Below are 24358 nucleotides of genomic sequence, written 5' to 3'. Positions count from 1 at the left end.
CTCAGGTCTCATGCTCGAGAGACTGCAAAAAACACGACGAGAGGCAGACTTGGTTGCGTCCGCCTCGCTTTGCGACGTAAAGCGCTTCGTCAGCGAAGCCATACGCGCTGTCGAAATCGCCGCCCGGAGGTGCCCAACTCACGCCAAAGCTGGCAGTGACACCACTTCCATCGGGCAGATCGAAATCACAGATTTCAATCGCACGCCGGAGATCCTGTGCAAGTCTTTCGGAAACGTCCGCGCTCTGACGAGGTAGCACAACCGTGAATTCTTCACCGCCGACCCGGCCGATCTGCGCTGAGGAAGGCACCACGGCCTGAAGACAGGCAACAACGCCGAGGATGACCTTGTCACCCGTCGGATGACCAAAACTGTCGTTGATTCTTTTGAAGTGATCGATATCCAGCACGATCAGTGAAAGATCGTCATGCACGAAATACTGGTTCACCCGCTCGATAACGGCAGCTCGGTTCAAGACACCCGTCAGCGTGTCGTGAGTAGCCCGATGCTCAAGCTCTGCCGCCAGATCCTGAAGCTGGGAATTCAACTGATTCATCTCCAATTCCGCGCGATCGCTGCGGCGCACCAAGCGGCGTGTTTCTCGCAACAGCCTTTCGTAAGCAAGAAGCAGGTCACCCAATGCCTGTCTGCATTGAGATGGCGCTGTGCAGGCGCAGCCGACATGTGCCGCTCGCGCAGTCAACAGCGCCTGATTCTCTGCTTCAAACAGATCTGGCGACGCTGAAGTGCCAGGGCTGGTCATTCAGGTTGCTCCAACTGGATGGGCAGCAAACTCGAGCGCGGGAAAATCCTCGCTCAACTCCTGCCCGAACTCGAGAATCGTGTCGTCTTCTTCATCGTGATACCAGTTGAGAACCACGCGATTGCCGGCCTCCGCGCAATTGCTCAGAGCCTCTATCAAATTGAAGAGCATTTTGGTGCTGGAGCTGTTGAAATACGCCAGCGCAATATTCACTTCGATCTTTGTCTCTGTCTGAGCGGACAAGTAGTCCTTGAGCCGAGAAATGATGTCGCTGTAGAAAGCTGCAGCATTTTCCGGATACGACTCGCCGCGCATGCTCAAGGTATGCGCATCAAAAATGAAATCCACCTCGGGAGAGCTGGGCGTTGGGGCAATGTAGAGGTTTTCCATCAGTTTTCTTTATTCGTTGACGGTCTCGCCGTGCCTATATGGCCGCCTTAAGGTAAAAAACAGGCGAGTCGCCAGACTCCGCGTCGAAGTCGAACTCCAACGGTTCCCTGGCATCCCGGGCAACGGTCAAGAAACCCATGCCCGCACCCTTGCTCCCCTCAGGCGTCTCCTCGCGAAGTGTCTGTCTATAGGCTTGCTTGATTTCTTCGAGCGTCATGCTCCGCAGTGCGTTCAGCTTCACCCGCAAAGCCTCGGCCATCAACGGCTCTATGGGGTTGGCACACAGCAGCAGAAAGCTGCCGTCCTCCTCTCGACGAATGCAGACAGAGCCATGACGTAGCTCCCCATTGTTCAGACTGGAGGGAGTCAGCGAATCAGCTGAGTAGTGAATGATGTTCTGCGCCATCTCCACAAACGAGGAAAACAGCTTGCGTCGGGTTGGAGCGGGAACCCCGGCAACTTCAAGCTGCAACTTCACTGCATCGGCCATGGCCGCAACGATGTGCTGCGAGAAATACCCGACGTAGTAGAAAATGACTTGGTGCTGGCGCGCCAAATTGAAGAAGGATCCGTACTTCTCGGCAATCATGGGGGAAGGCATATATATGGGCCTTGAGACTAGGTACGAAAACAGAAAAAAGTCAGATCGTCGCGGCGGTGGTGTTCACCTTGCCAGACGCGCAGAGATTCGAGCAAGGCCATATTGACCTCTGAAGGAGACTTCTGCCGATGCTCAAGCAGTGATTCCCGCACCCGGCGCTTGCCAAGAGCGATACCTCGTGGCCCGCCGATCTGGTCAATCAGTCCATCGGTGCTCACAAAGACCAGGGTCCCACTGGGCAGATCGACTTGCTGGTTAAGCCAAGCGAAATCGATTTCGCTGTCGACATAGCCGACTCCCTTGCGCTGTCCCTCCAGCATCTCAACAGTGTCCGCATCGGGACGCAGCAGGAACATGGACAGCCGTGCGCCCGCGAAAGTCAAGCGCCCGTTCACGGGCTCAAACCAGAAGCAGGCCGCGTCCATGCCGTCGTCCGAGCCCGGTGTTGCGTCCTGACCGTCGACCTGACCCAGCATCTGCTTGATGCTGCGATTGACATGGCCCAGCAGACTGGCCGGGTCGCGGGACCCGTTCTGCTCTATCGCCTGGTTGAGGCTGGTCGACGCAATCAAGGTCATGAAAGCACCTGGCACCCCATGCCCCGTGCAATCGGCCACGGTCGCAAACCAGCCATCGGTGTCGGTGCTGAACTGGTAGAAATCGCCACCGACAATGTCACGTGGCTCCCACACCAGATGGGCTTCGGGACAGGCTCTTGCGAGCGCATCCAGGGAGCTGCGAAGTGTCGACTGCTGAATCACGCTGGCATATTCGATGCTGTGCATGATCTGGCGATTGCGCGAAGCCTGCATATCCGCCACCACCCGCATGAGCTGGAGCCCATTGCCTGTTCCGGCAAATGCACCATCTCGGGTGATGATGAAGCCGTCGGATAGCGCTTTTTCGCCGTACTCCACTGTTTTGAAAGTCAGCGCTTCGATGTCCAAAGCTGCATCCACGATCAGCGGCTCTTTGTCCATGAATGCAATACAGCTCTTGCGACCATAGAGTTCCATGCGGAACTGCTTGCTCATCTGCGACAGGAAGATGTTGCGGTTGATGAGCCCGATGGGCTGTTTGCCCTCAACAACGGGAAGGCTGACAAGGTCACGGTAGCGGTTGAAAACCTCCATGACTTTCTCATTAGTGTCATCGGTCGTCATGCACGGGACCTCGGTGCAGAGGTCGGCAGCACTCGGTGGGCGAAAGCGTGGCCGGAAGTCGCTCAGATACTCGGGGATTTCAGGCATGCAGCATTGCCAAAGGAATCATTGTGAGTAAATGTTACGCACGCTATATGGCGATTTCATGACAAAGCAATGGTGAAGCCATTTCACTGACACATTCAACAGCTCACAGGAAGGAAGGGCCTCCTGCAGCCTGGGAGGAGCTTCAGCAAGGCGCTTTACAGCGCGGGTTGAGTGCACATGTAATCAACAGAGATTCCAACCTTGAACGCTACATCGAAGCATCCTGCTTGTGACTGGAAGCAGTGCCATGTGACTTCCGTTCCCCTGCACCCTGTTCCAGGTGGCATCGTCATCGCCACTGTTGTGTGGACGTTCGATGCCTGCCGCCATATCGGGCTTGGCATTCCAGACTTGGGGAGAGCGTTGCCTCGGCTCTTAATGGGCAAGCTGCTGCTGACGATGACCTGTATCGGCAGCGGCTTCTAGGGAAGTGAGGACACTGCACTGTTCTATATCGATGACGCACTGGGTATCACGAGGCAAACACCGCCTGACATCAAGGTGTCAAGGCTGCTGCACCTTCTCAAGAAAGCGAGTGCAGGCCACCAGGCTTCCTGCACTCGCCTGTTTAGTTCTGAAGTCAGAACGTGTGGCGCAAGCCCGCGCCAAAGCCCGTCTGGTTCACACCCGGCATTGGCGTTCCTCCAGCCTGAGCGCTGCTGGCTCCAAAAGCAGCATTGCCGCTGTTCTTCATATAGCCCAGCGAGGCATAGACTGCCGTGCGCTTGGAGAGGTTGTAAGTGCCACGCAGCACCATCAGCTGACCCTTGTCCGCGTTGTCCTTGTACTTGAGCTGGTTGTACTGGGCATCCAGCGTCCAGGGACCCATGGGGTAGCTCACGCCGACAAACCACAGGTCATTGCGCGGTGAGGCGATATATCCGTCGTTCTTGCGACGCATAAAGCCGGCGCCGATCTTCGCGCCGCCCCACTTGACGTAGCCATTGAGCATGCTGCGCTTGTCGGTCTTGTCGCTGCTGCTCAGTCCTGCGAAAGCGCCGGGGCCGCCACGCAGCTCGTCATGGGCGAATGCTGCACCCCATGTCGCGCCGTCGTACTTGAGCATGGCCGACCATTCGCGGCAGGTCTTGGAGTCCGTGCTGCTCTCGCCTGCGCAGTTGGTGCCTGAAGGACTGGGGCCGGCATTGACCGCATCGCGCCCAAAGCTATAGGTCGCGCCAATGGTCAGGCCCGAAAACACGCCTTTGTAGGAAATCGCATTGTCGGCCCGTGCATTGGGGAAGTAGCTGTCCAGGCTGGCCATGCTGTGCAGGCTTGGGCCGATCACGTCGGCATCGAGCACGGACCAGAACAGCATGGTGTACTGGCGGCCCAGGCCCAGCGAGCCCCAGGGGCCGTTCAGGCTGACGAACGATTGGCGGCCGAAACCGCGCCCTCCCTGGTTGAGCGCACCGCTGTCTGGGCCTATGCCCATCTCCAGCGTGAAGGATGCGCTCAGGCCGCCACCCAGATCCTCGCGGCCGCGAAAGCCCAGGCGCGAAGGAACGCTGCCCGAGAGATTGGGCATGCGCGTCAAGGTGGAGCTGCTCGCGCCCACATGGTTCATGGTCTCGATGGCCGTGTCCATGATGCCGTAGATCTGCACCGACGATTGTGCATGGGCAAAACCTCCCACCCCTAGTAGCGCAACAGCGCCTGCTATTTTTTTCAGCATGAATGTCTCCAGTTTCCAATTTCGTTTAGTTATTTGCATGCGTGGCTTGATGCGATTGGTCTTTTAGGTCCTGAACCTCCTTCCTGGTCTACGGGGAAAAGCGCTTATTTCTGCAGCGACCTGAGCCATTCCCTGCATTCGGACGCGGCCGAGACAGGCCACTCGACACAGATCGTCTTGTCCAGTTGACGCACCTCTACGCGTATGAACTGGCCGGAGTTGCGCGTGTTGCGGGCAGTGCCGAAGATGCGCGCCCACCAGCCGGCATCAGGGCTTGCGTCCTCGGTGCTGGCGGTGATGGCCGCATCCATGGGATCTCGCGGAACCGGGCCGGGAGCCGGCGCTGGGGCAGGATCGGGAGCAGAAACAGGAGCCACTTCGAGCCGGGTGACGGCCTGCCTGGCCACAGCAGGCGCAACCGGCGCCAGCGAAGCCGCACCGGGCGCATCGAGAGCCTGGTCACCGGCCTCTATGCGCGCCGCCAGATTGCTGCCGAACTCTTCCCACAGGCGGTCGGCCTTGGTCTTCATGACCGACAGGCCAAAAGCCCCGAGTCGCCCCAGTACGTCCACATTGACCTTGATGCGCAACTCCGTGCCACCGTTGGTCGCAGGCGTCAGAAACACTTCGCTGGTCTGCTTGAGCGAACTGGCCACCGACGCATCCTCGCCCGTGCCTTCGACGCGCATGTATTCCGGAGCCTTCTGCTCGACGATCCTGGTCTTGAGCTTGAACTTGGCACTGATGAAGGAAATCTTCTGGTGCATCTCCGCCACGTATTCCGTGGGGCTGATGACCTCGATGGACTTCATTCCGGGCACGGCGCCGGCCATGATCCGGGGATTGAGGAGCAGATCCCAGACCTGCTGGGGAGGGGCTGAAACGGTCAGGGTTTTTTCAATTTCCATGATGCATCTCCTGTGCTGCATGCAGCACGGACTCGACGATTTGGGTATAGCCAGTGCAGCGGCAGAGATTGCCGCTGAGGCCGTGGCGCACTTCCTCGCAGCTGGGCTGAGGCGTGTTCTTGAGCAGGTCGCAGGAGGCCATGATGAAACCCGGCGTGCAGTAGCCGCATTGCAGACCGCCGCACTGCATGAAGTTCTTCTGCAGGGGATGCAGCTGGTCATCGGCAGCCAGCCCTTCGATGGTGGTGATGCTGCGGCCATGAACCTGCACGGCCAGCATCAGACAGGATTTGATGACTTCACCGTCCAGCAGCACCGAACAGGCGCCGCAGGTTCCAGTCTCGCAACCCCGCTTGGTGCCGGTCAGGTGTAGGTCGTCCCGCAAGAAATCCGATAGCAGTCGCCGTGATGCGACTTCGGCGCTGTGCGATTCGCCGTTGACCTGGCATTCGATGCGATGCGTGCTCATGCGGCAACTCCTTCATTGATATCGATTCCGAACAGCGTGGAGACCGTGCGGCGGGTCACCGAGCGCACCATGGCGCGGCGGTACTCGCTGCTGCCGCGCAGGTCCGAGACCGGCTGGATGTCCTCGGCCACGATGGCGGCGACCTGCGCAGCAAGCTGCGCATTCACGGTCTTGCCACGCAAGCAGTCCTCGGCGCGGCGCAGCCTGGTGGGAATGGGTGTGGATGCGCCCACGGCCAGACGTGCCTGATGGCATGTCTGCCCTTCTCTTTGCACGACCAGGGCCACGCTGACCAGGGGCCGGTGTTCTGCTGCCGTGCGCAGAAAGCGCGTGTATTCCCCCTTGGTGCCGGGCGCCTGCAGCGGCACCCGGATTTCCAGCAGCAGCTCATCGCTCTCCATGGCCGTGGTGTAGTAGTCGACCAGGAACTCTTCCATCGACAGCACGCGCTCTCCGCGTGTGCTGCCCAGAACGACCGAGGCATCGAGGGCCATCAGACAGCCGGGCGGGTCCGTGGAAGGGTCGGCATAGCAGAGATTGCCGCCAATCGTGCCCTGGTTGCGCACCTGAGGATTGGCCACCTGCGCGGCCATCCTGGCCAGCACCGGTGCATGCGCTTTCACGAGCTCGGAGCGAGCCACATCGATATGACGGCTCATGGCCCCGATACGCAGACCTTGGTACGGATCGAAATCGATGCCATGCAGCCGGGGCATCCCTGCCACCGAGATCAGGTGCGTGGGTGCAAGCATGCGTTGGCGCATGGCCAGCATCAAGGCAGATCCGCCCGCAATGATGCGTGCATCGTCGCCGTACTCGGCCAGCATCTGGCTGGCCTCCGTTACCGAGCGGGGCTCCGCAAAATCAAATTCACGCATGGCTTGCTCCTTGCTGCTGCTTGGCGTGCAATGCGGCCAGCACTTTTTCCGGGGTGATGGGCAGATCGGTGATGCGCACGCCAATCGCGTCATAGACGGCGTTGGCAATGGCCGGGGCGCCTGGCAGGATGGCAGTCTCGCTGGCCCCCTTGGCGCCATAGGGGCCGTTGGGATCGTTGGACTCCACCAAGCCGCCGCGCAGCATGGGAACCGCATCGGCGGTAGCCATGTTGTAGTCCGCGAAGTTGCCGTTCGCCAGGCGTCCACCCTCGTAGTGCAGCTGCTCATACAGCGTCCAGCCTATGGCCTGGACGGTGGCACCATTGGTCTGGCCGTGAATCGCAATCGGGTTGAGCGCCTTGCCGCAGTCGTCGGCGACATAGCTGTCGATGACGCTGACCTGCCCGGTCTCGATATCCACTTCGACTTCGACGGCCTGGGCAGCGTAGGAGTAAGCAGCGGCGATATTGCCGTAGAGCTTGTCGTCATGCATGACGGTCTTGGGGTCCCAGGTCCCGGTGACCTGGATGCCACCGCCACCATGGCGCCAGATATGCTGGCGTGCCAGCTCGGCCACGGTGCTGCGGCGTTCTGGCTCCGCACTCACGTAGACCGCACCGCCTTCCAGCGTCAGCGCATCGGGCGGCGCACCCAGACGCTCGGCAGCCAGGCTTAGCAACTCCTGACGCGCCTTGCGCGCAGCGATGATGGCCGCGTTGCCGCCCGACATGGTGACGCGCGAAGCCAGAGTACCCACGGCCACCGGAGAGACATCGGTATCGGGCGCAAGTACATGAATATCGGCCAAAGGCAGGTCCAGTTCATGGGCCACGATCTGGCTGAGCATGGTGCTCGCCCCCTGGCCCATATCGCATTCACCGCTGATGAGAAAGACGCGACCGTCCTCGTTGATCTTGATGACCAGCGTCGATCCGTCCCAGTTGCCTATGGTGCGGTTGCCGCTCACATGCATGGCTGCGGCCATGCCCACACCACGGCGCTTGGTGCCCGTGTCCTTGGCCGCTTGGCGCTTGCTTGACCAGGCGATGGCTTCGGTGGCCTGGTCTATGCACTCCAAATGCCCGGTGCTGCCGATATGCCAGCCGTGGATCGAGACTTCACCGGCCTTGAGTGCATTGATCTTGTGCACCTGCACCGGGTCCAGCCCGAGCTTCTCCGCCATGGTGTGGATATGGCTGTTGAGCGCGAACTGCATCTGGGTTCCGCCAAAGCCACGGAAGGCGCCGCGCGGCGGATTGTTGGTGTAGTACAGCGTCGCTTGCGAGCGCACATTGGGATTGCGGTGCATATTGTCGCTGCGCATGGCGCTGACATGCATCACATCGCCGGCAAGGCCGGCATAGGCGCCGCATTCGGCAACAATGCCCACCTGCTTGGCGACTATGCGGCCGTCCGCCTGCATGCCCAGCTTGAGCGTGATGCGCTCGGGCACGCTGGCACATGCCGCCTGGAAGTCCTCCAGCCGGTTGTTGACCAGCCGCACGGGGCGCCGGGTATGCAAGGCCAGCAGGCCGGCCAGCAACTGGTTGTCGTCCTCCACGATCTTGCCGCCGAAGCCGCCTCCGGTAGCGGCCTGAATCACGCGCACACGGGAAATGGGCAGACCCAGGGTCATGGCCACCTGCATGCGCACCAGATTCACGGCCTGGGTCGAGGTATAGAGCACCAGTCGGCCATCGGGGTCCAGCGAAGCCACCGTGGCCATGGGCTCCATGTAGCCGGGGTACTGAGAATGCGTGGTGTAAGTGGCTTCGTGAATCAGATCCGCGGCGGCAAAGCCGGCCTCCACATCACCGCGCTCGAACTGGATATGCTGGGCCACATTGTTGCGTCCCGGGTGGATGCCGAAGGCCTCCTCGTCCATGGCCTCCTCGGGCGTGAGAATGGCGGGCAGCTCTTCGTACTCGACCCGGATCAGATCCAGCGCATCGCGTGCGATCTCGTCGGACACGGCGGCCACGGCGGCCACCTCCTCGCCGCAATAACGCACCACCCCCTTGGCCAGGACGGCGCGTTCCTTGTGATGCGCCCCCCAGAGAGTGGCGGGAGCATCCTCGCCGGTCAGAACCGCCTTGACGCCAGGCAGCGCGCGCGCCTCGGCAGTGTCTATGCGAACGATGCGCGCATGCGGGTAAGGGCTGCGCAGAACCTTGCCATGCAACATGCCGGCAAGCTTGAGATCTCCTGCGTAGACGGCCCGGCCAAGCACCTTGGCCTTGGCCGTTACCTGTGGAGTGTCCATGCCCAGCGTGGATCGAGATGAAAGAGCAGATGTCATATCCGTGCCTCGCGACAGAAAGCCCGGGTCGCTGCGGACCCCAGGCTTTTGCCACGTCAGTCATATAGAGGTCAGTTCGAATCGCCCAGACCTGGGCCTACGCGATTCACCGGTTTCACTCGGCCACGATGCCGAGTTCCTTGATGGCCTGGCCCATCACCATGTACTCGCGTTGATTGAGATCGCTGAGTACCTTGGGCGATCCGCCTGCAGGCAGGGCACCGAAGACGGCGAGCTTTTCCACGACTTCGGGCTCTCGCAAAATGGCATTGAGGTGCTCGTTGAGCAGATTGATCACCGCTGGAGGCGTCTTCTTCGGCGCGAAGAAGCCGTTCCAGGCGCCGACCACCACATCCTTGTAGCCCAGCTCGGTCAAGGTCGGCACGGCAGGCGCAAGCGATGAGCGCCGGGTATCGCCTATGGCCAGCGCCAGCAGCTTGCCGGAGTCCAGATACTGACGCACCGGCCCGAAAGTGACCCAGGCAGTATCGACATGGCCGGCCACCACATCGGTCACAGAGGGCCCGACGCCGCGGTATGGAACATGGGACAGCTTGACTCCTGCGGCCTTGTTCAGCCATTCGCCGGCGATGTGCATGGGCGAGCCGGCACCGGGGCTGGCATAGGACACGGTGGCGCCACTCTTGGCCCTGGCAATCAGCTCAGGCAGATTTTTGACACCGAGCTTGGGGCTTGTGACAAGCACCAGGGGCTGGGTGGCGGTGTTGATGATGGCTTCGTAGCCCTTGAGCACGTCGTAGGCTGCAGCGCCCGACAGCTTCATGACCAGGGGCGCGGTGGTGAAGGGGTTGGGAGTGAACAGCAAGGTGTAGCCATCGGCACGTGCACGCCCCACCATGCCGTTGCCTATCGCGCCGCCAGCACCCGGGCGGTTGTCGATCAGCACGGTCTGCTTGAGCCTGTGGCTGAGCTTGTCGGCAAAGAGGCGGGCGATTGCATCGGTATCCCCGCCTGGCGGGTAAGACACGATCACCGTGATGGGCTTGCTCGGATAAGTCTCTTCAGCAAGCACCGGCTGCGCAAGCAGCGTGCCGCAGGCAAGCGCGGTAAAGCAAAACTGGCGTCTATCAACTGACATGGTCGCCTCTCCTTGGGCCGTGGGTATAAATCTGACTTTTCATCTCAATTGATTCATTAATGAAACATTGAATCGCGAGAGAAACAACAAACGGAGTTATACGCTTATAGTTGATCGATCAAATTGCCGTTTTCACTATTGACATCTGAATTTGTTATTTCGGGTGAAACAATGGCGCATGAACAAGAAAACATGCGAAACGCCCTGGTCGCAGCTCAATGCGCAAGGCGACGGATTGACGGTGGACGACTTCATCACCACCTTGATGAGCCAGGTGGGAAATGCTCTGCGGCGCACGATTACCGTGCCCTATGCCGAAAAGCACGATCTGACGGTCTCGGAGTGGCGCTTGCTGGCCTTGATTGCCCACGCCAGGCGGCTGGCCTTCTCGGATCTGGTCATCCAATCCACTTCGGACAAGGCCCTGGTGAGCCGCGCTCTCAAGCGGCTGCAAACCAAAGGTCTGGTGGATCTGCAAGGCGAAGGCAATACGCCGCGCAAGAAGATTTTTTGCCGGATCACCGAACAGGGCGAGGCCCTGCATGCACAGGTCATGCCCTTGGCGCGTGCCAGCCAGGCTGCCGCCATTCGGGCCTTGCCCGAAGATGAGCGCAACGCCATGTACCGGGCCTTGATGCGCTTGCGTGCACATTGCGAACAAACAGCCACCGGGTCCGCCGACGACGAAGCGGGTCTGGAGTAAAACGGGATGTCGCGTGTCGAGCAAGCACCGAGCAGTTGCTGCAATACATGCACACGCAAGCGCCGGGCCAGCAGGTTAGGCCGCACAGGGCGGCGCAGCGTCAGTAAAGCGCCAGTGGCACGTATTTCCGGGAAATAGGGCCCTAAGCCGCAGCTTCCCGCGCGGCATCAGAAACCGCTGGCCCTCGCTCGCCGCAAGGCCGTCCAAGTCAGCGCTAGGCAAGCCCTGAAATGCCGCGCAGGCTCAGCCCGAATCGCAGCGAGGCATCGCGCCTCGCCATGCTGCCGTCCAGCGCCTTTGGACAGATCTGGCCGCAGCGCAGGCCTGCATACCACGGATTTCGCGCATGCGAGCTTGCAGGCCTCTCAGCAGCACGCCATCGACCAGAACGGCTGCCGGGGGCAGCCGGCCACTCAGACCGCGCAGGCCGAGGTCTCGGACAGCAAGGCCACCTGCCAGGCGTCATAGCCGTAGACCCAGTCGGCATTGCCGCCAGCCCGCAGCCAGTTGTTGCCGCGCGAGCCGATCTGAATCTGGCTGGTGCGCTGCTTACGCATGGCCTCGTAGTTCTGCAGGGCTTGCGGCACGCCGTCGGCGTCCTGCGCTGCATCGAGATTGCGCGCCAGCACCACGGCGTCCTCGATCGCCATGCCGGCGCCCTGGGCCATGAACGGCATCATGGGATGGCTGGCATCCCCCAGCAGCGACACCCGGCCCTGCGACCATTGCGCAAGCGGATCGCGCTCATATAAAGCGGTCTTGAGCACGCTGTCGCAGGCGTCCAGCAAGGCTCGCGCATGAGGGTGAAAGCCCGCATAAAAGCCGCGCAGCTCACTCACGCTGCCTTCGGTGGTCCATGACTCCTCGTGCCAGGATTCCTGTGCCGTGGTGGCGAAGATAAAGGTATCGCGCCCCTGGTTCAGCGGAAAGGTCACGATCTGACTCTCCGCAGTCGGCCCCCACCATTTGGTGAAGGCCCCGATATCGGGAACATCGCGTACGCGCTCGGTAGGCACCACGGTACGGAACGCCACCACACCGGTAAAGCGCGGATTCTCGGCGCCGAACAGTGCGGAACGCACCACCGAATGAATTCCGTCCGAGCCGATCAGCGCATCCAGCCCCTCAACCTGCGCGCCGTCGGCAAATTCCACGGCAACGCCGGCATCGTCTTGGGCAATCCGGCTGACGCGTCTGCCGAACTTCACCTGATCACCGGGAAAGGCATCGGCCAGTGCCGCCAGCAGATCTGCGCGATGGATGGTGAGCTGCGGCGCGCCGTACTGGCGCTCGGCTTCGTTGCCCATCGTCAGACGCGAGGTTTCTTCGCCGCTATCCCAGTTGCGGCTGATGCGGTGCGTGGGACGCGCCGCCGAGGCACGGGTGGCTGCCGCGATGCCGGCACCCAGACCATCAAGAGCGCGCACGGCGTTGGGCGTCAGATTGATGTCGGCCCCTACGCGCAGATATTGTTGGCTTTGCTCGAACACCGTCACCTGGTGTCCGCAGTTATGCAGCGCATTGGCGGCGGCCAGGCCGCCGATGCCGCCTCCCACAATGCCTATCTTCAGTCCTGTCTTGCTCATGCTTGCTCCTTGATATGGGTATGGGTTTCTCGGGTCGGTCCATGCAGGCGCCCTGATCCCGGTGCCAGCCAGTGTCGGCAAGAGCTGCTGCGGCGTGAAGCGCAGCACATCCTTAAAATGGCACAAATCGTCCCAAATCCTCCATGAAGCAAAGCAGCGACCACTTAAGCGATGTGTTGGCCATCTGCCGGGCCGAGCGTGCGGTAACGGCCCGCTTTTTCCTGAACGCCCCCTGGGCACTGGCCTCCGAAGGCGTGCCTGGCACCATGATCCGCGTCGGCCAGGGGCAGCCATACTGGCTGCAGGTACGAGGCCAGGCTCCGGTACAGGTCATGCCGGGCGATCTGGTGCTGCTGCCGCTGGGCAGCCCGCATGTGATGGCCTCGGATCTGGCGCTGCCACCGATTTCGTTCGCCCAGATGATCGAGCGCTTTGCCCAGGGTCCCAAGGACGAGAACCCCCTCACCTTCGAGCATGGCGGCAGCGGGGCCAGCAGCCGCATCGATTCGGTGCTGCTATGGATATCGGCCCACTGCCGCCACACCATCCTGCCCCTGCTGCCACCGCTACTGCATATACCGGCACAGCAAGCCTCACCGCCGGCCATCCTGGGCCATGTGCTGCAAACGCTGATAGAGGACTCGCTGGCACGGCGCCCCGGCTGGCGTCTGGCGGCGATGCGCCTTGGCGAACTGGCCATGGTCCATGTGCTGAGCAACTATTTCGCCGCTCAGCAAGAGAGTGAACAGGGCTGGGTGCGCGGCCTGGCCGATGCGCAGATTGCCACGGCCCTGGCCGCCATCCACGGCAACCCCAGCCATGACTGGACCCTGCAGACCCTGGCCAGGGAAGCCGCCATGTCGCGCTCGCGCTTTGCCGAAAAATTCAAGGCCCTGGTCGGCGCATCGCCCATGGCCTATCTGCTGCAGCAGCGCATGGCCCATGCTGCCCAGCAGTTGGAATCGGGCCTGCCTCTGGTACAGGTCGCCGAAAATTGCGGCTACGAATCGGAGCGCGTCTTTGCCCGCGCCTTCAAGCGTTGGTGCGGCCTGCCGCCACGTGCCTACCAGCGCAAAAGCCAGGCGCTCCGAAAAGAGTTTGCGGCGCTGAAATAAGGCCCTGCGGCCGTTGCCGGGCCGGCAATCCCTGGCTGGAGCAGCCGGCCTCCCTCAAACTCAGAAATAGGCACTCTGTGATGCGCTGGCTCACGATCTCATGCGGGCAAAGCCCGCTTTGCGCCAACAGAGAAGGCCGCCGCAGCGGAGATGCCTGCGGCTCGAACCTCCGCAGGCATCTTGAAACTGCCGCAGCTCAAGCGGCAATTCCAGGCACAGCCGCAGTCAGTAATGCGGTGGCAATTCGTCGCGCAGATTACGCACCGCCGCACCGCCGCCTTCGGGCGCCTGGCGCTTCAGTTCTCGCACTTCGCCAATCAGCAGATCGATCTGCTGCTGCTGGCGATAAATCGTCATATTGAGCTGCTCGAGCAAATCCTCGGTGTAGCTGGCCTTGATCTCCAGCTCCATGATTCGCTCTTGCAGCGCTTCCTGGCTGTCGCTCATGCCTTGAGTGCCTTGGCAAGGCGGGCAATACCTGCGCGAATCTTGTCTTCGTCGGCAGTGGCAAACGAAAGGCGGAAGCTCGCTGCGTCGGGGTTTTGCGCATAGAACGGAGCACCGGGCACAAAGGCCACGCCCTCTTCGATGGCCTTCTTGGCCAGCACTCCGGCATCCGCCAGCTGGCCGCGAGCTCCCGTCAGACGCACCCACATGAACAGGCCGCCTGCAGGTTGCACGAACTCGATGGCATCGCCCAGTTGCTCACGCAGTGCATCGCCCATGGTCTTGGCGCGCTTGGCGTATACCTCCCGCACATGTGCCAGGGTCTGAGGCATGACGCCGGACTTCAGGTACTGGGCGGCGGTGGCCTGGGCAAAGGTGCTTGTATGGGCATCGCTGAACTGCTTGCACATCACGGCGCGAGCCAGCAATTCGGGTTGGGCGATCAGCCAGCCGATACGCAGGCCGGGGCTGAGCACCTTGGACAAGGAACCGCAGTGGGCCAGCCACTCGCGGCTGCCGGGAACTTCGCGCGTCAGCGAAAGCAGGCTGGCTGGCGGGGCTTCGTTGAAATACAGATCGCCGTAGGGGTCATCTTCCACCACCAGCGTCTGGTACTTGACGGCCAGTTCCAGCACCTTCTTGCGGCGCTCCAGACTCAGCATGGCTCCGCTGGGGTTGCCGAAGGTGGGAATCAGATAGACCAGCTTGGGTTTGTGCTCGGCAATCAGCTTTTCCAGCTCATCGGTCTTCACACCATGCTCATCCACAGGCGCGGAAATCACCTGCGCGCCATAGAGACGGAAACACTGGATCGTGGCCAGGAAAGTCGGCCCTTCCACGATGACCTTGTCCCCCTCGCCCAGCATGGTCTTGCCCAGCAGGTCCAGTGCCTGCTGGCTGCCCGTGGTGACGACGAGCTGATCGGGCGCCACATCGGGCACTCCCTTGCCGGCCATGAAGGCCGACAGCTGCTCGCGCAGCGGCTGATAGCCCTCGGTCGCACCGTATTGCAAAGCGGCGCCCGCCTCCTGCTGCAGGGCAGCGGCAGAGGCTGCGCTGATGCCGGCTACGTCAAACATGGCGCTGTCCGGGAAGCCGCCCGCGAAGCTGATGATTCCGGGCTTGCCCAGCAGCTTGAAGAGTTCGCGGATCGCAGAGGTTTCTACGTTATCGAGTCGTTTGGCAAATTGCATACGTTTTTTTGGTTAAAGCGCTACAGGAATCTCGTCGCTGCTTGAGCGGCAGGCTTCCATTGTGGCGCGCGAAACGCCCCAGAGACAGGAAGTGGCTTTTATGTAGGCGCTATTCCATGCAGCAAGTAATCAAACTCCTACCGATATATTGAAGTTGATAGCAATTGTTAATTGCGCATAACTTCGTGTCTCAAACTTTGAATTGGACAGCGCCACGCCTCTGACAAGAACATACGCCTACCGATCCACGGACCGCGTATTTAACGGATTTTTTCACTTGTTTTTGGGATGGAGGATTTATGCGTACTAGTTTTACCAGCAAGGCCTTGTCTGTCGCTATCAACGGCAAGACCCCGTTAAGTCTGCGAAGCCTGTGTGCCGTGGCTCTGGTTGCCAGCCTGGCAGCCTGCGGCTCCAGCGGCTCCTTGCGCAGTGATCTCGGACCCGACGGCACCGGCGGCGGCGACGTTGTTGCCGGTGGTGGCACAGGCGGTGGTACCGGTGGTGGCACAGGTGGCGGTACCGGCGGCGGTACGGGTGGGGGCACGGGCGGCGGTACCGGTGGCGGCAACACCGGTGGCGGCGATGGCGGCACGGGCAATCCGCCAGTTGCAAGCACCCCGCTGACTCCCGTGCGCGAAACCGTGGCCGATGTCACGGGAACGCTGACCGGCACCACCGGCGTCATCAGCGATGTCAACAATATCGTGACCTCCACTCTGGGCACGGCCACCAGCGGCACGCCTCTGAGCGGTGTGGCCCAGCCTGCCAGCGGCATTCTTGGCAACGTGAACAATGCCGTCAACAGCGTCGGTAGTGGCGTCAGTGCGGGCCTGGGCCAAATCGGCAAGACGGCCGACCCCATAGGCACCACCTTGCAAGGCGTGGCTCCCGCCGTCGGCTATCTGGGCGCTGCGGTCACTTCGGCAGGCAAGACAGTCAGTGCGCTGGACACCCCTCAGCTTGGCGTGGTCGGCGATGTGGCGGGCCTGGCGGGCGGCACGGTGCAAATCCTCGGCACCACCGTTTCCGGCGTCGAAGGCACGGTTGCTCAGCTGACCAGCAACCCGCTGGTCTCGGGTCTGACCACTCAGGTCAGCCAGGTCGCAACGCCGGTGTTGAGCACCGTCCTGGGCACCACCCAGAATCTGGTTCAGACCACGGGCCTGGGCCAGCCAGTGAACAGCTTGCTGGGCACCGTGGGCGGTGTGGTCAATCATGTGGGAGCTTCCGTCACCAGCACCGGCGTTCCCGTTGTGGCTCCGCTGGGCGGCGTGGTTTCGGGTGTCGGCCAGACCGTGGCCGGCCTGGGTGGCGTGGCGACAGGTCCCGGCACGCCTAGCGGCGGCCTGCTCGGTGGCGTACTCGGCAATGTCACGGGCGGCACGGGTGGCTCTACCGGCGGCTCCGGCAATATCGTCGGCGGCGTGCTGGGCTCGGTCACGGGCCTGGTGGGCGGCGTGACCGGTGGCGTGAGCGGCGGCAATGCCGGCAGCCCAGTTGCAGGAGCAGGCAATCTGGTCGGCGGCGTACTGGGCAGCGTGACCGGGCTGGTCGGCGGTGTCGCAGGATCAGCAGGCGGAGCAGCAGGAGGCAGTGGCAATGCCGGCACCGCAGTCACGGGCCTGGTCGGTAATACCGTGGGCACGGTCACCGGCCTCGTGGGCGGCGTGCTGGGCGGCGTGACCAATGTCACGGCTGGCGCAGGTGCTGCAGGTGGCGCAAGCGCCTCGGGCGGCCTGCTGGGCGGTCTGCTGGGTGGCAACCTGGCGCTTGGCCTGGGCGGTGGAGCGGTAGCCACCAGCAAGTAAGGGAAACGGCGGTGGCCAGTGCACCGCTTGAGCCTGGCCCGCCTTCAGGCGGGCTTTTTTACGACAGCCCCATACCCAGTTCTGGGGATGTAGGGAACAATGAGAGCCATAAAAATAGAACAGGAGGGACTTTTGCAGTCAAAAGCAAAACCACAGGGCCGCGTCGGCTACAGGATTCAGGTACTGGCACTTGCGGCCTGGGCTCCTCTGGCCTGGTCACAGCAGGGCGGCAATCCGCTCAACAGCCTGCCCCAGACGCCCGAGTCCGCAAGGACTCTGCAACAGCAGCCCAGGCAGGTTCCGGTGCAGATCGACAAGCCCCCGCCAAGTCCCCAGGATCTCATCAACCTCCGGGTCGCAGTACGTGGCGTCAACGTGCAGGGAAGCACGGCGATTCCTTTCGAAGAGGTCAGTGCACTTTTCACACCCTTCATCAATGGCACGCATACGGTCGGTGAACTCAATGCCGCGACCCAGAAGGTCAGTGAGCTTTACCAGCGCCATGGCTACGCCCTGTCTTTTGCCTACCTTCCTCCACAGGACTTTGCCAATGGCGCGGTGCAGGTCATCGTGGTCGAAGGCTATGTGCAGAGCCTGAATCTGGAGGGCAATTTCGGCCGCTCCGAGGATCAGATACGCGAAATTGCCCAGCCGCTGCTCAACGAAAGGCCTTTGACCACCAAGACTTTTCAGCACCAGACCCAGCTGATGGCGCGCCTGCCCGGAGTGCAGATCACGGCATCGGCCAATCTGCCGACCACCACGGACGGTGCCGTGCCCCTGATCATCAAATCCAAGCACAAGCCCATCGCCGTCACCGTCGGGGGCGAGGCGCGCAAGCCCACGCCGCGCATCATTGCCTCTCTCACCCTGAACGACCCCTTGTGGGCTGGCAGCCAACTTCAGGCCTCAGCCATGCTGCAAAACCCCGACAAGGAGCGCTTCGGCAGCATTGGCTTCACGCAGCAGCTGACCCCGGAGGGCACGCAGGCACGCGTCAGCTATTCCGACTACCGCAGCTTCAACCCGCCGGCAACGCGTATTCCCGGCATCGACGACCTGACGCAGCAGCGCAAGCTGGACTTCAATATCAGCCACCCCTGGATCTTGAGCAATACCACCCAGCTCAGCACCACGGCAGGCCTGTATGCCATCAACTACAGCCGCGAGCTGGCCGACAGCCAGGCCTCCCTGCTACGCGAGGAAAAGGTTCGCACGCTCTATGCGCAGATGGCCTGGGCGTCCTATGGCAAGACCACCACCCGCTCCGCATCGGTCCTGCTGGCCCACGGCCTGGACAGCCTCGGAGCCTACAAGAACCTGGACCTCTACTATGGGCAGGGCCTGCTGCAAAAACTTCAGAACCCGGCCAAGCTGGACTTCACCCGCATCAGCGCCGACTACTCACAACGCCATCGCTTTGCCAACAAGATGGGAGCCGCCTTTGCCGTGGGAGGGCAATACAGTGCCGACATTCTTCCCGTCCCGGAGAAGATCTCCTTTGGTTCCACCCGCTTCGGCCGGGGCTATCAGGCCGGCGAGTTTTCAGGCGATTCCGGTATGGGTGCCAGTGCCGAGCTCAACTACCAGTTCCCTGTCAACCAGGCCTGGATCAAGTCGGCCGAGCCCTATCTGCTCTACGAATGGGCACGCACGCATCAGCAGACCAGCGGTGTCAAAGGCAATACGCTGCGCTCCGCCAGCCTGGGTCTGCGCCTGTCCGACAGCCGCCATTACGCACTCGACCTTGCCATGAGCAAGCCGCTGGGCGACCGCTCCGTCAACAATCCCGAGCGGGAGCTGCGCTACAGCCTGGTGCTGAGCTACAACCTAGATCCCTGAGCCGCCCAGCCCATGGCATCCGAGCCGCTGTGCAACGCAGCGGCTTTTTTCTTTGTTCGGCCCCGCGAACCACAAGCCACAATATCGCCCATGAAGAAAAACGATATAGCGCCGTTTTTTGCCGCGCTCAAGGCCGCCAACCCCACGCCACAAACCGAGCTGGAATACACCACGGTGTTCGAGCTGCTGACCGCCGTGCTGCTGTCTGCCCAGGCCACCGACGTGGGGGTGAACAAGGCCACGCGCAGGCTTTTCCCTGTTGCCAACACTCCGCAGGCCATTCTGGATCTGGGGGTCGAGGGATTGGAGAGCTATATCAAGACCATAGGCCTGTACCGCAGCAAGGCCAAGCATCTGATGGAGACCTGCCGCATGCTGGTTCAGTTGCATGGCGGCAGAGTTCCCAGCACCCGCGAAGAGTTGGAAGCCCTTCCCGGCGTAGGCCGCAAGACCGCCAACGTGGTGCTCAACGTGGCTTTCGGCCAGCCCACCATGGCCGTGGACACGCATATCTTCCGTGTCGGCAACCGCACGGGGCTGGCCCCTGGCAAGAACCCGCTCGAAGTCGAGAAGCAGTTGCTCAAGCGCGTGCCCGACGAATATGCGGTGGACTCCCACCACTGGCTGATCCTGCTGGGCCGCTATGTCTGCCAGGCGCGCAAGCCGCGCTGCTGGGAATGCGTGGTCTCGCAGTACTGCGATTTCACGCCCAAGACCCCGGCACCGGCAGCAGGAAAAAAGAGCTAAAACTACCTAAAACGCATACCCACAAAGCGCTTGCTGCTATATTTTTTCAAATACCTCAGCTCTTGCCACTGACGCCGGCCGATTCAAAGCTGGCCATCTCGTTGAGCATGGTGCATGCCGAGCGCAGCAGCGGCCAGACCAGGGCCGCGCCAGAGCCTTCGCCCAGGCGCAGTTGCCAGTCCAGCATGGGCTGGGCCTGGAGGTGAGCCAGCAGGCGGGCATGGCCAGGCTCGCCCGAGCGATGCGCATAGACGCAGCGTTGAAGCACATAGGGCTGAAGACGGCTGGCCACCAGCACAGCGGCCGTGGTGATGAAGCCGTCCACCACGATCAGGCGGCGTTCGGCGGCGGCCTGCAGCACGGCGCCCGTCATGGTGGCGATCTCCAGTCCGCCCATGGCAGCCAGCACAGCCAGTGGTTCTTGCACGCCGGCATGAAAATCCAGCACCCGCCTGAGCACTGCGATCTTGCGCGCCAGACCTTCACTGCTCAGACCCGTGCCCACCCCGGTCACTTCCTCGACCGGCTCGCCGCACAGACGTGCCATCAGCAAGGAAGCACTAGACGTATTGCCGATCCCCATCTCGCCCAGCAACAGAGCATTGCCCGGCAGTTTCCTGACCAGTTCTCCACCATTGCGCAGCGCCATTGCGCATTGGGCTTCGCTCATGGCCGGGCCCTGGCTGCAGTCCGCCGTGCCATAGGCCACCTTGCGCCGCCACAGGCGCGGCTCATGGGCCTTGGGAAGCTTGTGAGCAGGATCCTGCTCACGCGCCTCAAAGTCGCGGGCCACGCCGCAGTCGACCACATTCAGATCAATTCCGTTCTGCAGAGACAGCACGCTCACCGCAGCACCGCCAGCGAGGAAGTTCTCCACCATCTGCCAGGTCACGTCGACCGGATAGGCCGACACTCCCTGGGCGGCCAGTCCGTGATCCGCGGCAAACACCACCATCTGCGGTGCATGCAGCTCGGGAGTCTCGCAACCCACGATGCCGGCAATTCGCAAGGCCAGTTGCTCCAGCACACCCAGCGATCCCTGGGGCTTGGTCTTGAAATCCAGGCGATGCTGGACCCGGGCTTGCAGCGCCGCATCATGGATGTCCTGCACCTGCGGGCAGAACCAGAGGGTGGACGGGGGGAATTCGGAAAAGGAAGCGGAACTCATGCGTGCAGTCATTCCCGGTGCATCAGGCCTGGGTGCCATCCACCACCGGGATACGGAAGGCACGTTTTTGCGATCTTGCAAGTATCGCGCTTTCATCGGCACCACAACGCCAAGTTCACCGATTGCCCAGGAGCTGCATGAAAAAAGGCCCCGAAGGGCCTTGGCGGAAGGCGCGGAAAAGCATCAACGAATGATTTCCTCAACCGTGATTTCGCGCAGGATGCCGCCATCCTTGACCGAGCCGCTGACCGCGCCATCCTTGACACGCGCCATGCATGCCTGCTGATCGACTTCGGTCTTGAAAACGCCGCAGCGGGCATAGGCATTGCGCTGGTACTGGCTCATGCCCTGGCCGTCATCGAGCTTGCCCTTCTTGGCTTCGGCACTGGCAGCCATGGCCTCGCGCGAAGACGAGTTGCTCTCGCGCATCGGGCGCTGACCCTTGTGATGGTGACGGTGGTGGTGCTTTTTCATCGCAGGCTTGGCCGCATCCATCGCAGCTGCCTCAGCCGCTGGCTTGGCTGCATCCACCTGAGCACTGGCCATGCCTGCCAGTGACAGAACCGCTGCACCCAAAGCTAGTTGAAGAGTCTGAACCTTGAAAAAAGCCATACGCAACTCCATTCCAAAAAGTGAATAGCTTGGTCAGCTTGCACGCACTCTCAGGCAGGGCTTATCGGTTCAGCGGCTATGAGCCCGCAGGATCAATCCTACAAATCAGCTAGAGAGCGGGAGCGCAGCCGGCTCGAACCATTGCTCCACGCCCTGCGCCAGCCGCTGAAACACCTGCTCCAGACTGGGTGCATCGTGGCCGAACAGCGCATGGATCACCTCGGCGTTTTCGAACAGGCCATGCAGATAGGTGCCGACTACAGCGCTATTGCCCCCTTGCCACAGCATGCCTGGCAGCAGCTCCCGCGCCGGCTGCGCGCCGGCCGTCTGCATGTCGGCGCGCAAGCGGGTCTGCCCGTGGTGTATCTCGTAGCCTCGTGCCGTCACGCCGCCAAGGGCATTCCACGGGGCTTGCAGCTCTGGCAGTTTCAAGCTCGTCGGTTGCACGGTCTTGTCCTGGGCGAACAGGGTCGCCAGCGGCAGCAGGCCCAGGCCTGCGGCATTGCCGTCCACGCCATGCAAATCGACCAGCGCCTCGCCCAGCATCTGCAGACCGCCGCAAATTCCCAGCACACGCCTGCCGCGCTCGGCATGGGTGACGACGGCTGCATCCAGCCCTTGGCTACGCATCCAGGTCAGGTCGGCCGCCGTGGCCTTGCTGCCCGGCAGAATGACCCAGTCCGCCTCGGCGAGTTGAGCGGGAGAGCGAGCCCAAATCACGCGCACACCTGGCACTTGCAGCAAGGGCTGAAACTCGTCGAGATTGCTGATGCGCGGATAGGCGATGATGGCAATCGTGGTGTGAACGGCCAGCCCGGCGCCCGTGCTGCCGCGATCGTCGAACACGCCGTCCTCCTCGGGCAGACCGTGCTGGAACTGCATGGGAATGCAGGCCACCGTGGGCACCCCCGTCTTCTCTTCCAGCATCTGGGGCGCCGGCGCCAGCAGAGCCGCATCGCCGCGAAACTTGTTGAGCACAAAGCCCTTGATGAGCTTTTGCTCGTCCTCCGGCAGCAATGCCCAGGTGCCGTAGAGATGGGCAAAGGCACCGCCACGGTCTATGTCCGAGACCAGCAGGCAATGTGCGTTGCAATGCTTGGCCACGCGCATATTGACCACATCGCTGGCGTGCAGATTGATCTCGGCCGGCGAGCCCGCGCCTTCGATCACCACTACATCGTTTTCGGCACGCAACTCATCCAGTGCCTGCGCGATCTGCGGCCACACCTTGAGGCTGCGACCTCGCCAGGGCATGGCGCTCAGCTCGTCATTGACCTGTCCGAACAGCACGACCTGGCTGCGCGTGTCGGCCTCGGGCTTGAGCAGCAGCGGGTTCATGCGCACGTCGGGCACGGCCCCCGCCGCCAGGGCCTGCAGATACTGTGCCGTACCGATCTCGCCCCATTGCCCCTGCGGCGTGGCGACGACACGCGCGTTATTGCTCATATTCTGGGCCTTGAACGGCGCGACCTTCAGGCCCTGGCTGCGGTAGTAAGCGCACAGCGCCGTGGCCACCCAGCTCTTGCCCGCGCCACTGCTGGTGCCCAGCACCATGATGCAACGTGCTGTCATGTCTTAGTTCCCGGCCTTTATGGGCAGCACCACGCGCTGCAGAATGCGGCTCAGCGCCTCGCCGGGATGGGTACACATGCCCATATGCGAAGGCGAGGTCTGGATGATGCTGCTGCGCTTGGCCGTGAGCCAGTGGTAGCGCGCCCGCATGGGCAGCTGCGCGATCGGCCCGCCATCGGCGCGGCCTTCGCAGATGGCCACGATAGAGCCCAGGTGACGGTGCACGGCCTCCAAATCCACATTCGGGTCCAGCGCCAGCAGACGCTTCTCGTCAAGGGCCACGGCGGCCTGCAGATGGCCGGTGCGCTGGCAGGAGAGGATCACACCCGCATTCACAAATTCCTCACGCTCCACGCGCGGCACCACGCGCACGATGGCGTAGTCATAGACCTCATGCGCGAGCATCGATCACTCCTTGCAACCAGCGGCCACGCTCGGCAAGCCGGGCCGCAAAATAATCCACATAGGCCGCGCGATGGGCCTGCACATTCTTGAGTACATCGCCCTCTTTGTCGGCGGCAGCCTGCTCCAGAAAGCAATCGGGCACCTCGTCCAGAATGCTCCTGAGCACTTCGGGCCCCAGCCTGGCGGCCAGTTGCGCATCCAGCTGCGCCAGCTGGCTGGCCTGCGGCAGCAGCACATGTTCGGCACTGGGCGCAAAAGGCTTGGCGGGATCGGCGACGACTCCATTCCAGGCATGGTGAAAGGTCAGGCTCGCACCATGATCGATCAGCCAGGGCTGCTTCCGGTACATCAGCATATTGGTGTTGCGCGCCGTGCGGTCCACATTGCTGACCAGGGTGTCGAACCACACCAGGCGCGAGGCGAAGTCGTCATCCACCGCGTCCACTGCCGGGTCAAAGTTGATGGAGCCAGGCAGATAGTCCAGCCCCACGTTAAGTCCGTCGCTGGCGCGAATCAGGTCCTGGATCTCGGGATCGGACTCGGTGCGGGACAGGTCGCCGTTCAGGTGCAGCAGCACGATCTCGGGCACCGGCAGGCCCAGCGCACGTGCCATGCCGCCCGAGATGATCTCGGCCATCAGCGCACGCACGCCCTGCCCGGCCCCCCGGAACTTGAGCACATAGGTGCCCAGGTCGTCGGCCTCGACAATTGCCGGCATGGAGCCGCCTTCACGCAGCGGCGTGACATAGCGCTCCACCAGCACCGAGCGCAGCTTCAGGGTTTCTGTGTCCATGAGAAATGGTAGCGCCTTGCGCCCATCAGGTC

At 62.1% G+C, this 24358-nt stretch carries 24 protein-coding genes; 6 read left to right on the top strand and 18 right to left on the bottom strand.

Features of this window, described 5'->3' with window-relative positions:
* Window position 1: 1 nt before the first annotated feature.
* Genes DJFAAGMI_RS03590 through DJFAAGMI_RS03575 form a run of 4 tightly spaced genes read right to left on the bottom strand, consistent with a single transcriptional unit; the run spans window position 2 to window position 3004 of the window.
* Complete coding sequence (locus DJFAAGMI_RS03590) at window positions 2–763, bottom strand: GGDEF domain-containing protein (protein WP_211455964.1); 762 nt, start codon at window positions 761–763, stop codon at window positions 2–4.
* A complete protein-coding gene (locus tag DJFAAGMI_RS03585) occupies window positions 764–1153 on the bottom strand; it encodes a DUF1987 domain-containing protein (RefSeq protein WP_211455963.1) in 390 nt (129 codons plus the stop codon).
* Between the two features lie 34 nt (window positions 1154–1187).
* A complete protein-coding gene (locus DJFAAGMI_RS03580; protein WP_211455962.1) occupies window positions 1188–1754 on the bottom strand; it encodes a SiaB family protein kinase in 567 nt (188 codons plus the stop codon).
* Window positions 1755–1771: 17 nt separating this feature from the next.
* Window positions 1772–3004 carry a SpoIIE family protein phosphatase gene (locus DJFAAGMI_RS03575; RefSeq protein WP_211455961.1) on the bottom strand — a complete coding sequence of 411 codons (1233 nt, stop codon included), beginning with the start codon at window positions 3002–3004 and terminating at the stop codon, window positions 1772–1774.
* Window positions 3005–3253: 249 nt separating this feature from the next.
* Between DJFAAGMI_RS03575 and DJFAAGMI_RS03570 the strand changes: the two genes are divergently transcribed.
* A complete protein-coding gene (locus DJFAAGMI_RS03570; RefSeq protein WP_211455960.1) occupies window positions 3254–3430 on the top strand; it encodes a hypothetical protein in 177 nt (58 codons plus the stop codon).
* A gap of 154 nt (window positions 3431–3584) precedes the next feature.
* On the opposite strand, the gene DJFAAGMI_RS03565 is transcribed toward DJFAAGMI_RS03570, so the two are convergent.
* The 6 genes from DJFAAGMI_RS03565 to DJFAAGMI_RS03540 all read right to left on the bottom strand — a co-directional run bounded on the left by DJFAAGMI_RS03565 (window position 3585) and on the right by DJFAAGMI_RS03540 (window position 10332).
* Window positions 3585–4679: a porin gene (locus DJFAAGMI_RS03565; RefSeq protein WP_211455959.1), complete on the bottom strand. Its 1095-nt coding sequence runs from the start codon at window positions 4677–4679 to the stop codon at window positions 3585–3587.
* Window positions 4680–4783: 104 nt separating this feature from the next.
* A complete protein-coding gene (locus DJFAAGMI_RS03560) occupies window positions 4784–5587 on the bottom strand; it encodes an SRPBCC family protein (RefSeq protein ID WP_211455958.1) in 804 nt (267 codons plus the stop codon).
* A complete protein-coding gene (locus tag DJFAAGMI_RS03555; protein ID WP_043004150.1) occupies window positions 5577–6056 on the bottom strand; it encodes a (2Fe-2S)-binding protein in 480 nt (159 codons plus the stop codon). Before DJFAAGMI_RS03555 ends, DJFAAGMI_RS03560 begins: the two co-directional genes overlap by 11 nt.
* Window positions 6053–6934 carry an FAD binding domain-containing protein gene (locus tag DJFAAGMI_RS03550; RefSeq protein WP_211455957.1) on the bottom strand — a complete coding sequence of 294 codons (882 nt, stop codon included), beginning with the start codon at window positions 6932–6934 and terminating at the stop codon, window positions 6053–6055. The genes DJFAAGMI_RS03555 and DJFAAGMI_RS03550 overlap by 4 nt, the downstream gene beginning before the upstream one ends.
* On the bottom strand, window positions 6927–9233 hold the full coding sequence (locus tag DJFAAGMI_RS03545) for a xanthine dehydrogenase family protein molybdopterin-binding subunit (protein ID WP_211455956.1): 2307 nt from the start codon (window positions 9231–9233) through the stop codon (window positions 6927–6929). The genes DJFAAGMI_RS03550 and DJFAAGMI_RS03545 overlap by 8 nt, the downstream gene beginning before the upstream one ends.
* Before the next feature lie 115 nt (window positions 9234–9348).
* The gene (locus tag DJFAAGMI_RS03540) at window positions 9349–10332 is read right to left on the bottom strand and encodes a Bug family tripartite tricarboxylate transporter substrate binding protein (RefSeq protein WP_211455955.1); all 984 of its coding nucleotides are present in this window, start codon (window positions 10330–10332) and stop codon (window positions 9349–9351) included.
* A gap of 178 nt (window positions 10333–10510) precedes the next feature.
* Between DJFAAGMI_RS03540 and DJFAAGMI_RS03535 the strand changes: the two genes are divergently transcribed.
* On the top strand, window positions 10511–11035 hold the full coding sequence (locus DJFAAGMI_RS03535) for a MarR family winged helix-turn-helix transcriptional regulator (protein ID WP_211455954.1): 525 nt from the start codon (window positions 10511–10513) through the stop codon (window positions 11033–11035).
* A 413-nt stretch (window positions 11036–11448) separates the two neighbouring features.
* On the opposite strand, the gene DJFAAGMI_RS03530 is transcribed toward DJFAAGMI_RS03535, so the two are convergent.
* Window positions 11449–12621: an FAD-dependent monooxygenase gene (locus DJFAAGMI_RS03530; protein ID WP_211455953.1), complete on the bottom strand. Its 1173-nt coding sequence runs from the start codon at window positions 12619–12621 to the stop codon at window positions 11449–11451.
* A 143-nt stretch (window positions 12622–12764) separates the two neighbouring features.
* Between DJFAAGMI_RS03530 and DJFAAGMI_RS03525 the strand changes: the two genes are divergently transcribed.
* Window positions 12765–13736 (top strand): AraC family transcriptional regulator, encoded by a 972-nt coding sequence (locus DJFAAGMI_RS03525; protein ID WP_211455952.1) that lies wholly within the window; start codon window positions 12765–12767, stop codon window positions 13734–13736.
* Window positions 13737–13961: 225 nt separating this feature from the next.
* On the opposite strand, the gene DJFAAGMI_RS03520 is transcribed toward DJFAAGMI_RS03525, so the two are convergent.
* Both DJFAAGMI_RS03520 and DJFAAGMI_RS03515 read right to left on the bottom strand, forming a co-directional pair.
* Complete coding sequence (locus tag DJFAAGMI_RS03520) at window positions 13962–14183, bottom strand: SlyX family protein (protein ID WP_003056058.1); 222 nt, start codon at window positions 14181–14183, stop codon at window positions 13962–13964.
* Window positions 14180–15376 (bottom strand): aminotransferase-like domain-containing protein, encoded by a 1197-nt coding sequence (locus DJFAAGMI_RS03515; RefSeq protein WP_211455951.1) that lies wholly within the window; start codon window positions 15374–15376, stop codon window positions 14180–14182. Before DJFAAGMI_RS03515 ends, DJFAAGMI_RS03520 begins: the two co-directional genes overlap by 4 nt.
* Window positions 15377–15675: 299 nt before the next feature.
* Here DJFAAGMI_RS03515 and DJFAAGMI_RS25125 point away from each other — a divergent pair, with 299 nt between their 5' ends.
* The 3 genes from DJFAAGMI_RS25125 to nth all read left to right on the top strand — a co-directional run bounded on the left by DJFAAGMI_RS25125 (window position 15676) and on the right by nth (window position 19776).
* Window positions 15676–17187 carry a collagen-like triple helix repeat-containing protein gene (locus DJFAAGMI_RS25125; protein ID WP_211455950.1) on the top strand — a complete coding sequence of 504 codons (1512 nt, stop codon included), beginning with the start codon at window positions 15676–15678 and terminating at the stop codon, window positions 17185–17187.
* 132 nt (window positions 17188–17319) lie between these two features.
* A complete protein-coding gene (locus DJFAAGMI_RS03505; protein ID WP_211455949.1) occupies window positions 17320–19029 on the top strand; it encodes a ShlB/FhaC/HecB family hemolysin secretion/activation protein in 1710 nt (569 codons plus the stop codon).
* Window positions 19030–19119: 90 nt separating this feature from the next.
* A complete protein-coding gene (gene nth / locus DJFAAGMI_RS03500; RefSeq protein ID WP_211455948.1) occupies window positions 19120–19776 on the top strand; it encodes an endonuclease III in 657 nt (218 codons plus the stop codon).
* A gap of 55 nt (window positions 19777–19831) precedes the next feature.
* Here the strand turns inward: nth and cobT are convergent, their stop codons facing one another.
* From cobT to DJFAAGMI_RS03475, 5 genes are all read right to left on the bottom strand, one after another.
* Window positions 19832–20944: a nicotinate-nucleotide--dimethylbenzimidazole phosphoribosyltransferase gene (gene cobT, locus DJFAAGMI_RS03495; RefSeq protein ID WP_211455947.1), complete on the bottom strand. Its 1113-nt coding sequence runs from the start codon at window positions 20942–20944 to the stop codon at window positions 19832–19834.
* Window positions 20945–21127: 183 nt separating this feature from the next.
* Complete coding sequence (locus tag DJFAAGMI_RS03490) at window positions 21128–21556, bottom strand: hypothetical protein (RefSeq protein ID WP_211455946.1); 429 nt, start codon at window positions 21554–21556, stop codon at window positions 21128–21130.
* Between the two features lie 105 nt (window positions 21557–21661).
* On the bottom strand, window positions 21662–23128 hold the full coding sequence (locus DJFAAGMI_RS03485; protein WP_211455945.1) for a cobyric acid synthase: 1467 nt from the start codon (window positions 23126–23128) through the stop codon (window positions 21662–21664).
* A 3-nt stretch (window positions 23129–23131) separates the two neighbouring features.
* On the bottom strand, window positions 23132–23533 hold the full coding sequence (locus tag DJFAAGMI_RS03480) for a DUF3037 domain-containing protein (RefSeq protein WP_211455944.1): 402 nt from the start codon (window positions 23531–23533) through the stop codon (window positions 23132–23134).
* On the bottom strand, window positions 23520–24305 hold the full coding sequence (locus DJFAAGMI_RS03475; protein WP_349305225.1) for a HipA family kinase: 786 nt from the start codon (window positions 24303–24305) through the stop codon (window positions 23520–23522). Before DJFAAGMI_RS03475 ends, DJFAAGMI_RS03480 begins: the two co-directional genes overlap by 14 nt.
* Between the last annotated feature and the right edge of the window lie 53 nt (window positions 24306–24358).

The sequence above is a fragment of the Comamonas brasiliensis genome, from assembly GCF_018292285.1.
Taxonomy (GTDB): Bacteria; Pseudomonadota; Gammaproteobacteria; order Burkholderiales; family Burkholderiaceae_C; genus Comamonas; species Comamonas brasiliensis.
Note: the sequence above shows the minus strand (reverse complement) of the source record. Positions and strands in the feature narration are given on the sequence as shown.

Coding starts and splice junctions, on each gene's coding strand:
- DJFAAGMI_RS03525 (WP_211455952.1), top strand. CDS start 12,765: ATGAAGCAAAGCAGCGACCACTTAAGCGATGTGTTGGCCATCTGCCGG.
- DJFAAGMI_RS03565 (WP_211455959.1), bottom strand. CDS start 4,679: ATGCTGAAAAAAATAGCAGGCGCTGTTGCGCTACTAGGGGTGGGAGGT.
- DJFAAGMI_RS03545 (WP_211455956.1), bottom strand. CDS start 9,233: ATGACATCTGCTCTTTCATCTCGATCCACGCTGGGCATGGACACTCCA.
- DJFAAGMI_RS03490 (WP_211455946.1), bottom strand. CDS start 21,556: ATGGCTTTTTTCAAGGTTCAGACTCTTCAACTAGCTTTGGGTGCAGCG.
- cobT (WP_211455947.1), bottom strand. CDS start 20,944: ATGAGTTCCGCTTCCTTTTCCGAATTCCCCCCGTCCACCCTCTGGTTC.
- DJFAAGMI_RS03575 (WP_211455961.1), bottom strand. CDS start 3,004: ATGCCTGAAATCCCCGAGTATCTGAGCGACTTCCGGCCACGCTTTCGC.
- DJFAAGMI_RS03480 (WP_211455944.1), bottom strand. CDS start 23,533: ATGCTCGCGCATGAGGTCTATGACTACGCCATCGTGCGCGTGGTGCCG.
- DJFAAGMI_RS03535 (WP_211455954.1), top strand. CDS start 10,511: ATGAACAAGAAAACATGCGAAACGCCCTGGTCGCAGCTCAATGCGCAA.
- DJFAAGMI_RS03485 (WP_211455945.1), bottom strand. CDS start 23,128: ATGACAGCACGTTGCATCATGGTGCTGGGCACCAGCAGTGGCGCGGGC.
- DJFAAGMI_RS03515 (WP_211455951.1), bottom strand. CDS start 15,376: ATGCAATTTGCCAAACGACTCGATAACGTAGAAACCTCTGCGATCCGC.
- DJFAAGMI_RS03540 (WP_211455955.1), bottom strand. CDS start 10,332: ATGTCAGTTGATAGACGCCAGTTTTGCTTTACCGCGCTTGCCTGCGGC.
- DJFAAGMI_RS25125 (WP_211455950.1), top strand. CDS start 15,676: ATGCGTACTAGTTTTACCAGCAAGGCCTTGTCTGTCGCTATCAACGGC.
- DJFAAGMI_RS03580 (WP_211455962.1), bottom strand. CDS start 1,754: ATGCCTTCCCCCATGATTGCCGAGAAGTACGGATCCTTCTTCAATTTG.
- DJFAAGMI_RS03585 (WP_211455963.1), bottom strand. CDS start 1,153: ATGGAAAACCTCTACATTGCCCCAACGCCCAGCTCTCCCGAGGTGGAT.
- DJFAAGMI_RS03560 (WP_211455958.1), bottom strand. CDS start 5,587: ATGGAAATTGAAAAAACCCTGACCGTTTCAGCCCCTCCCCAGCAGGTC.
- DJFAAGMI_RS03550 (WP_211455957.1), bottom strand. CDS start 6,934: ATGCGTGAATTTGATTTTGCGGAGCCCCGCTCGGTAACGGAGGCCAGC.
- DJFAAGMI_RS03590 (WP_211455964.1), bottom strand. CDS start 763: ATGACCAGCCCTGGCACTTCAGCGTCGCCAGATCTGTTTGAAGCAGAG.
- DJFAAGMI_RS03520 (WP_003056058.1), bottom strand. CDS start 14,183: ATGAGCGACAGCCAGGAAGCGCTGCAAGAGCGAATCATGGAGCTGGAG.
- DJFAAGMI_RS03530 (WP_211455953.1), bottom strand. CDS start 12,621: ATGAGCAAGACAGGACTGAAGATAGGCATTGTGGGAGGCGGCATCGGC.
- DJFAAGMI_RS03555 (WP_043004150.1), bottom strand. CDS start 6,056: ATGAGCACGCATCGCATCGAATGCCAGGTCAACGGCGAATCGCACAGC.
- nth (WP_211455948.1), top strand. CDS start 19,120: ATGAAGAAAAACGATATAGCGCCGTTTTTTGCCGCGCTCAAGGCCGCC.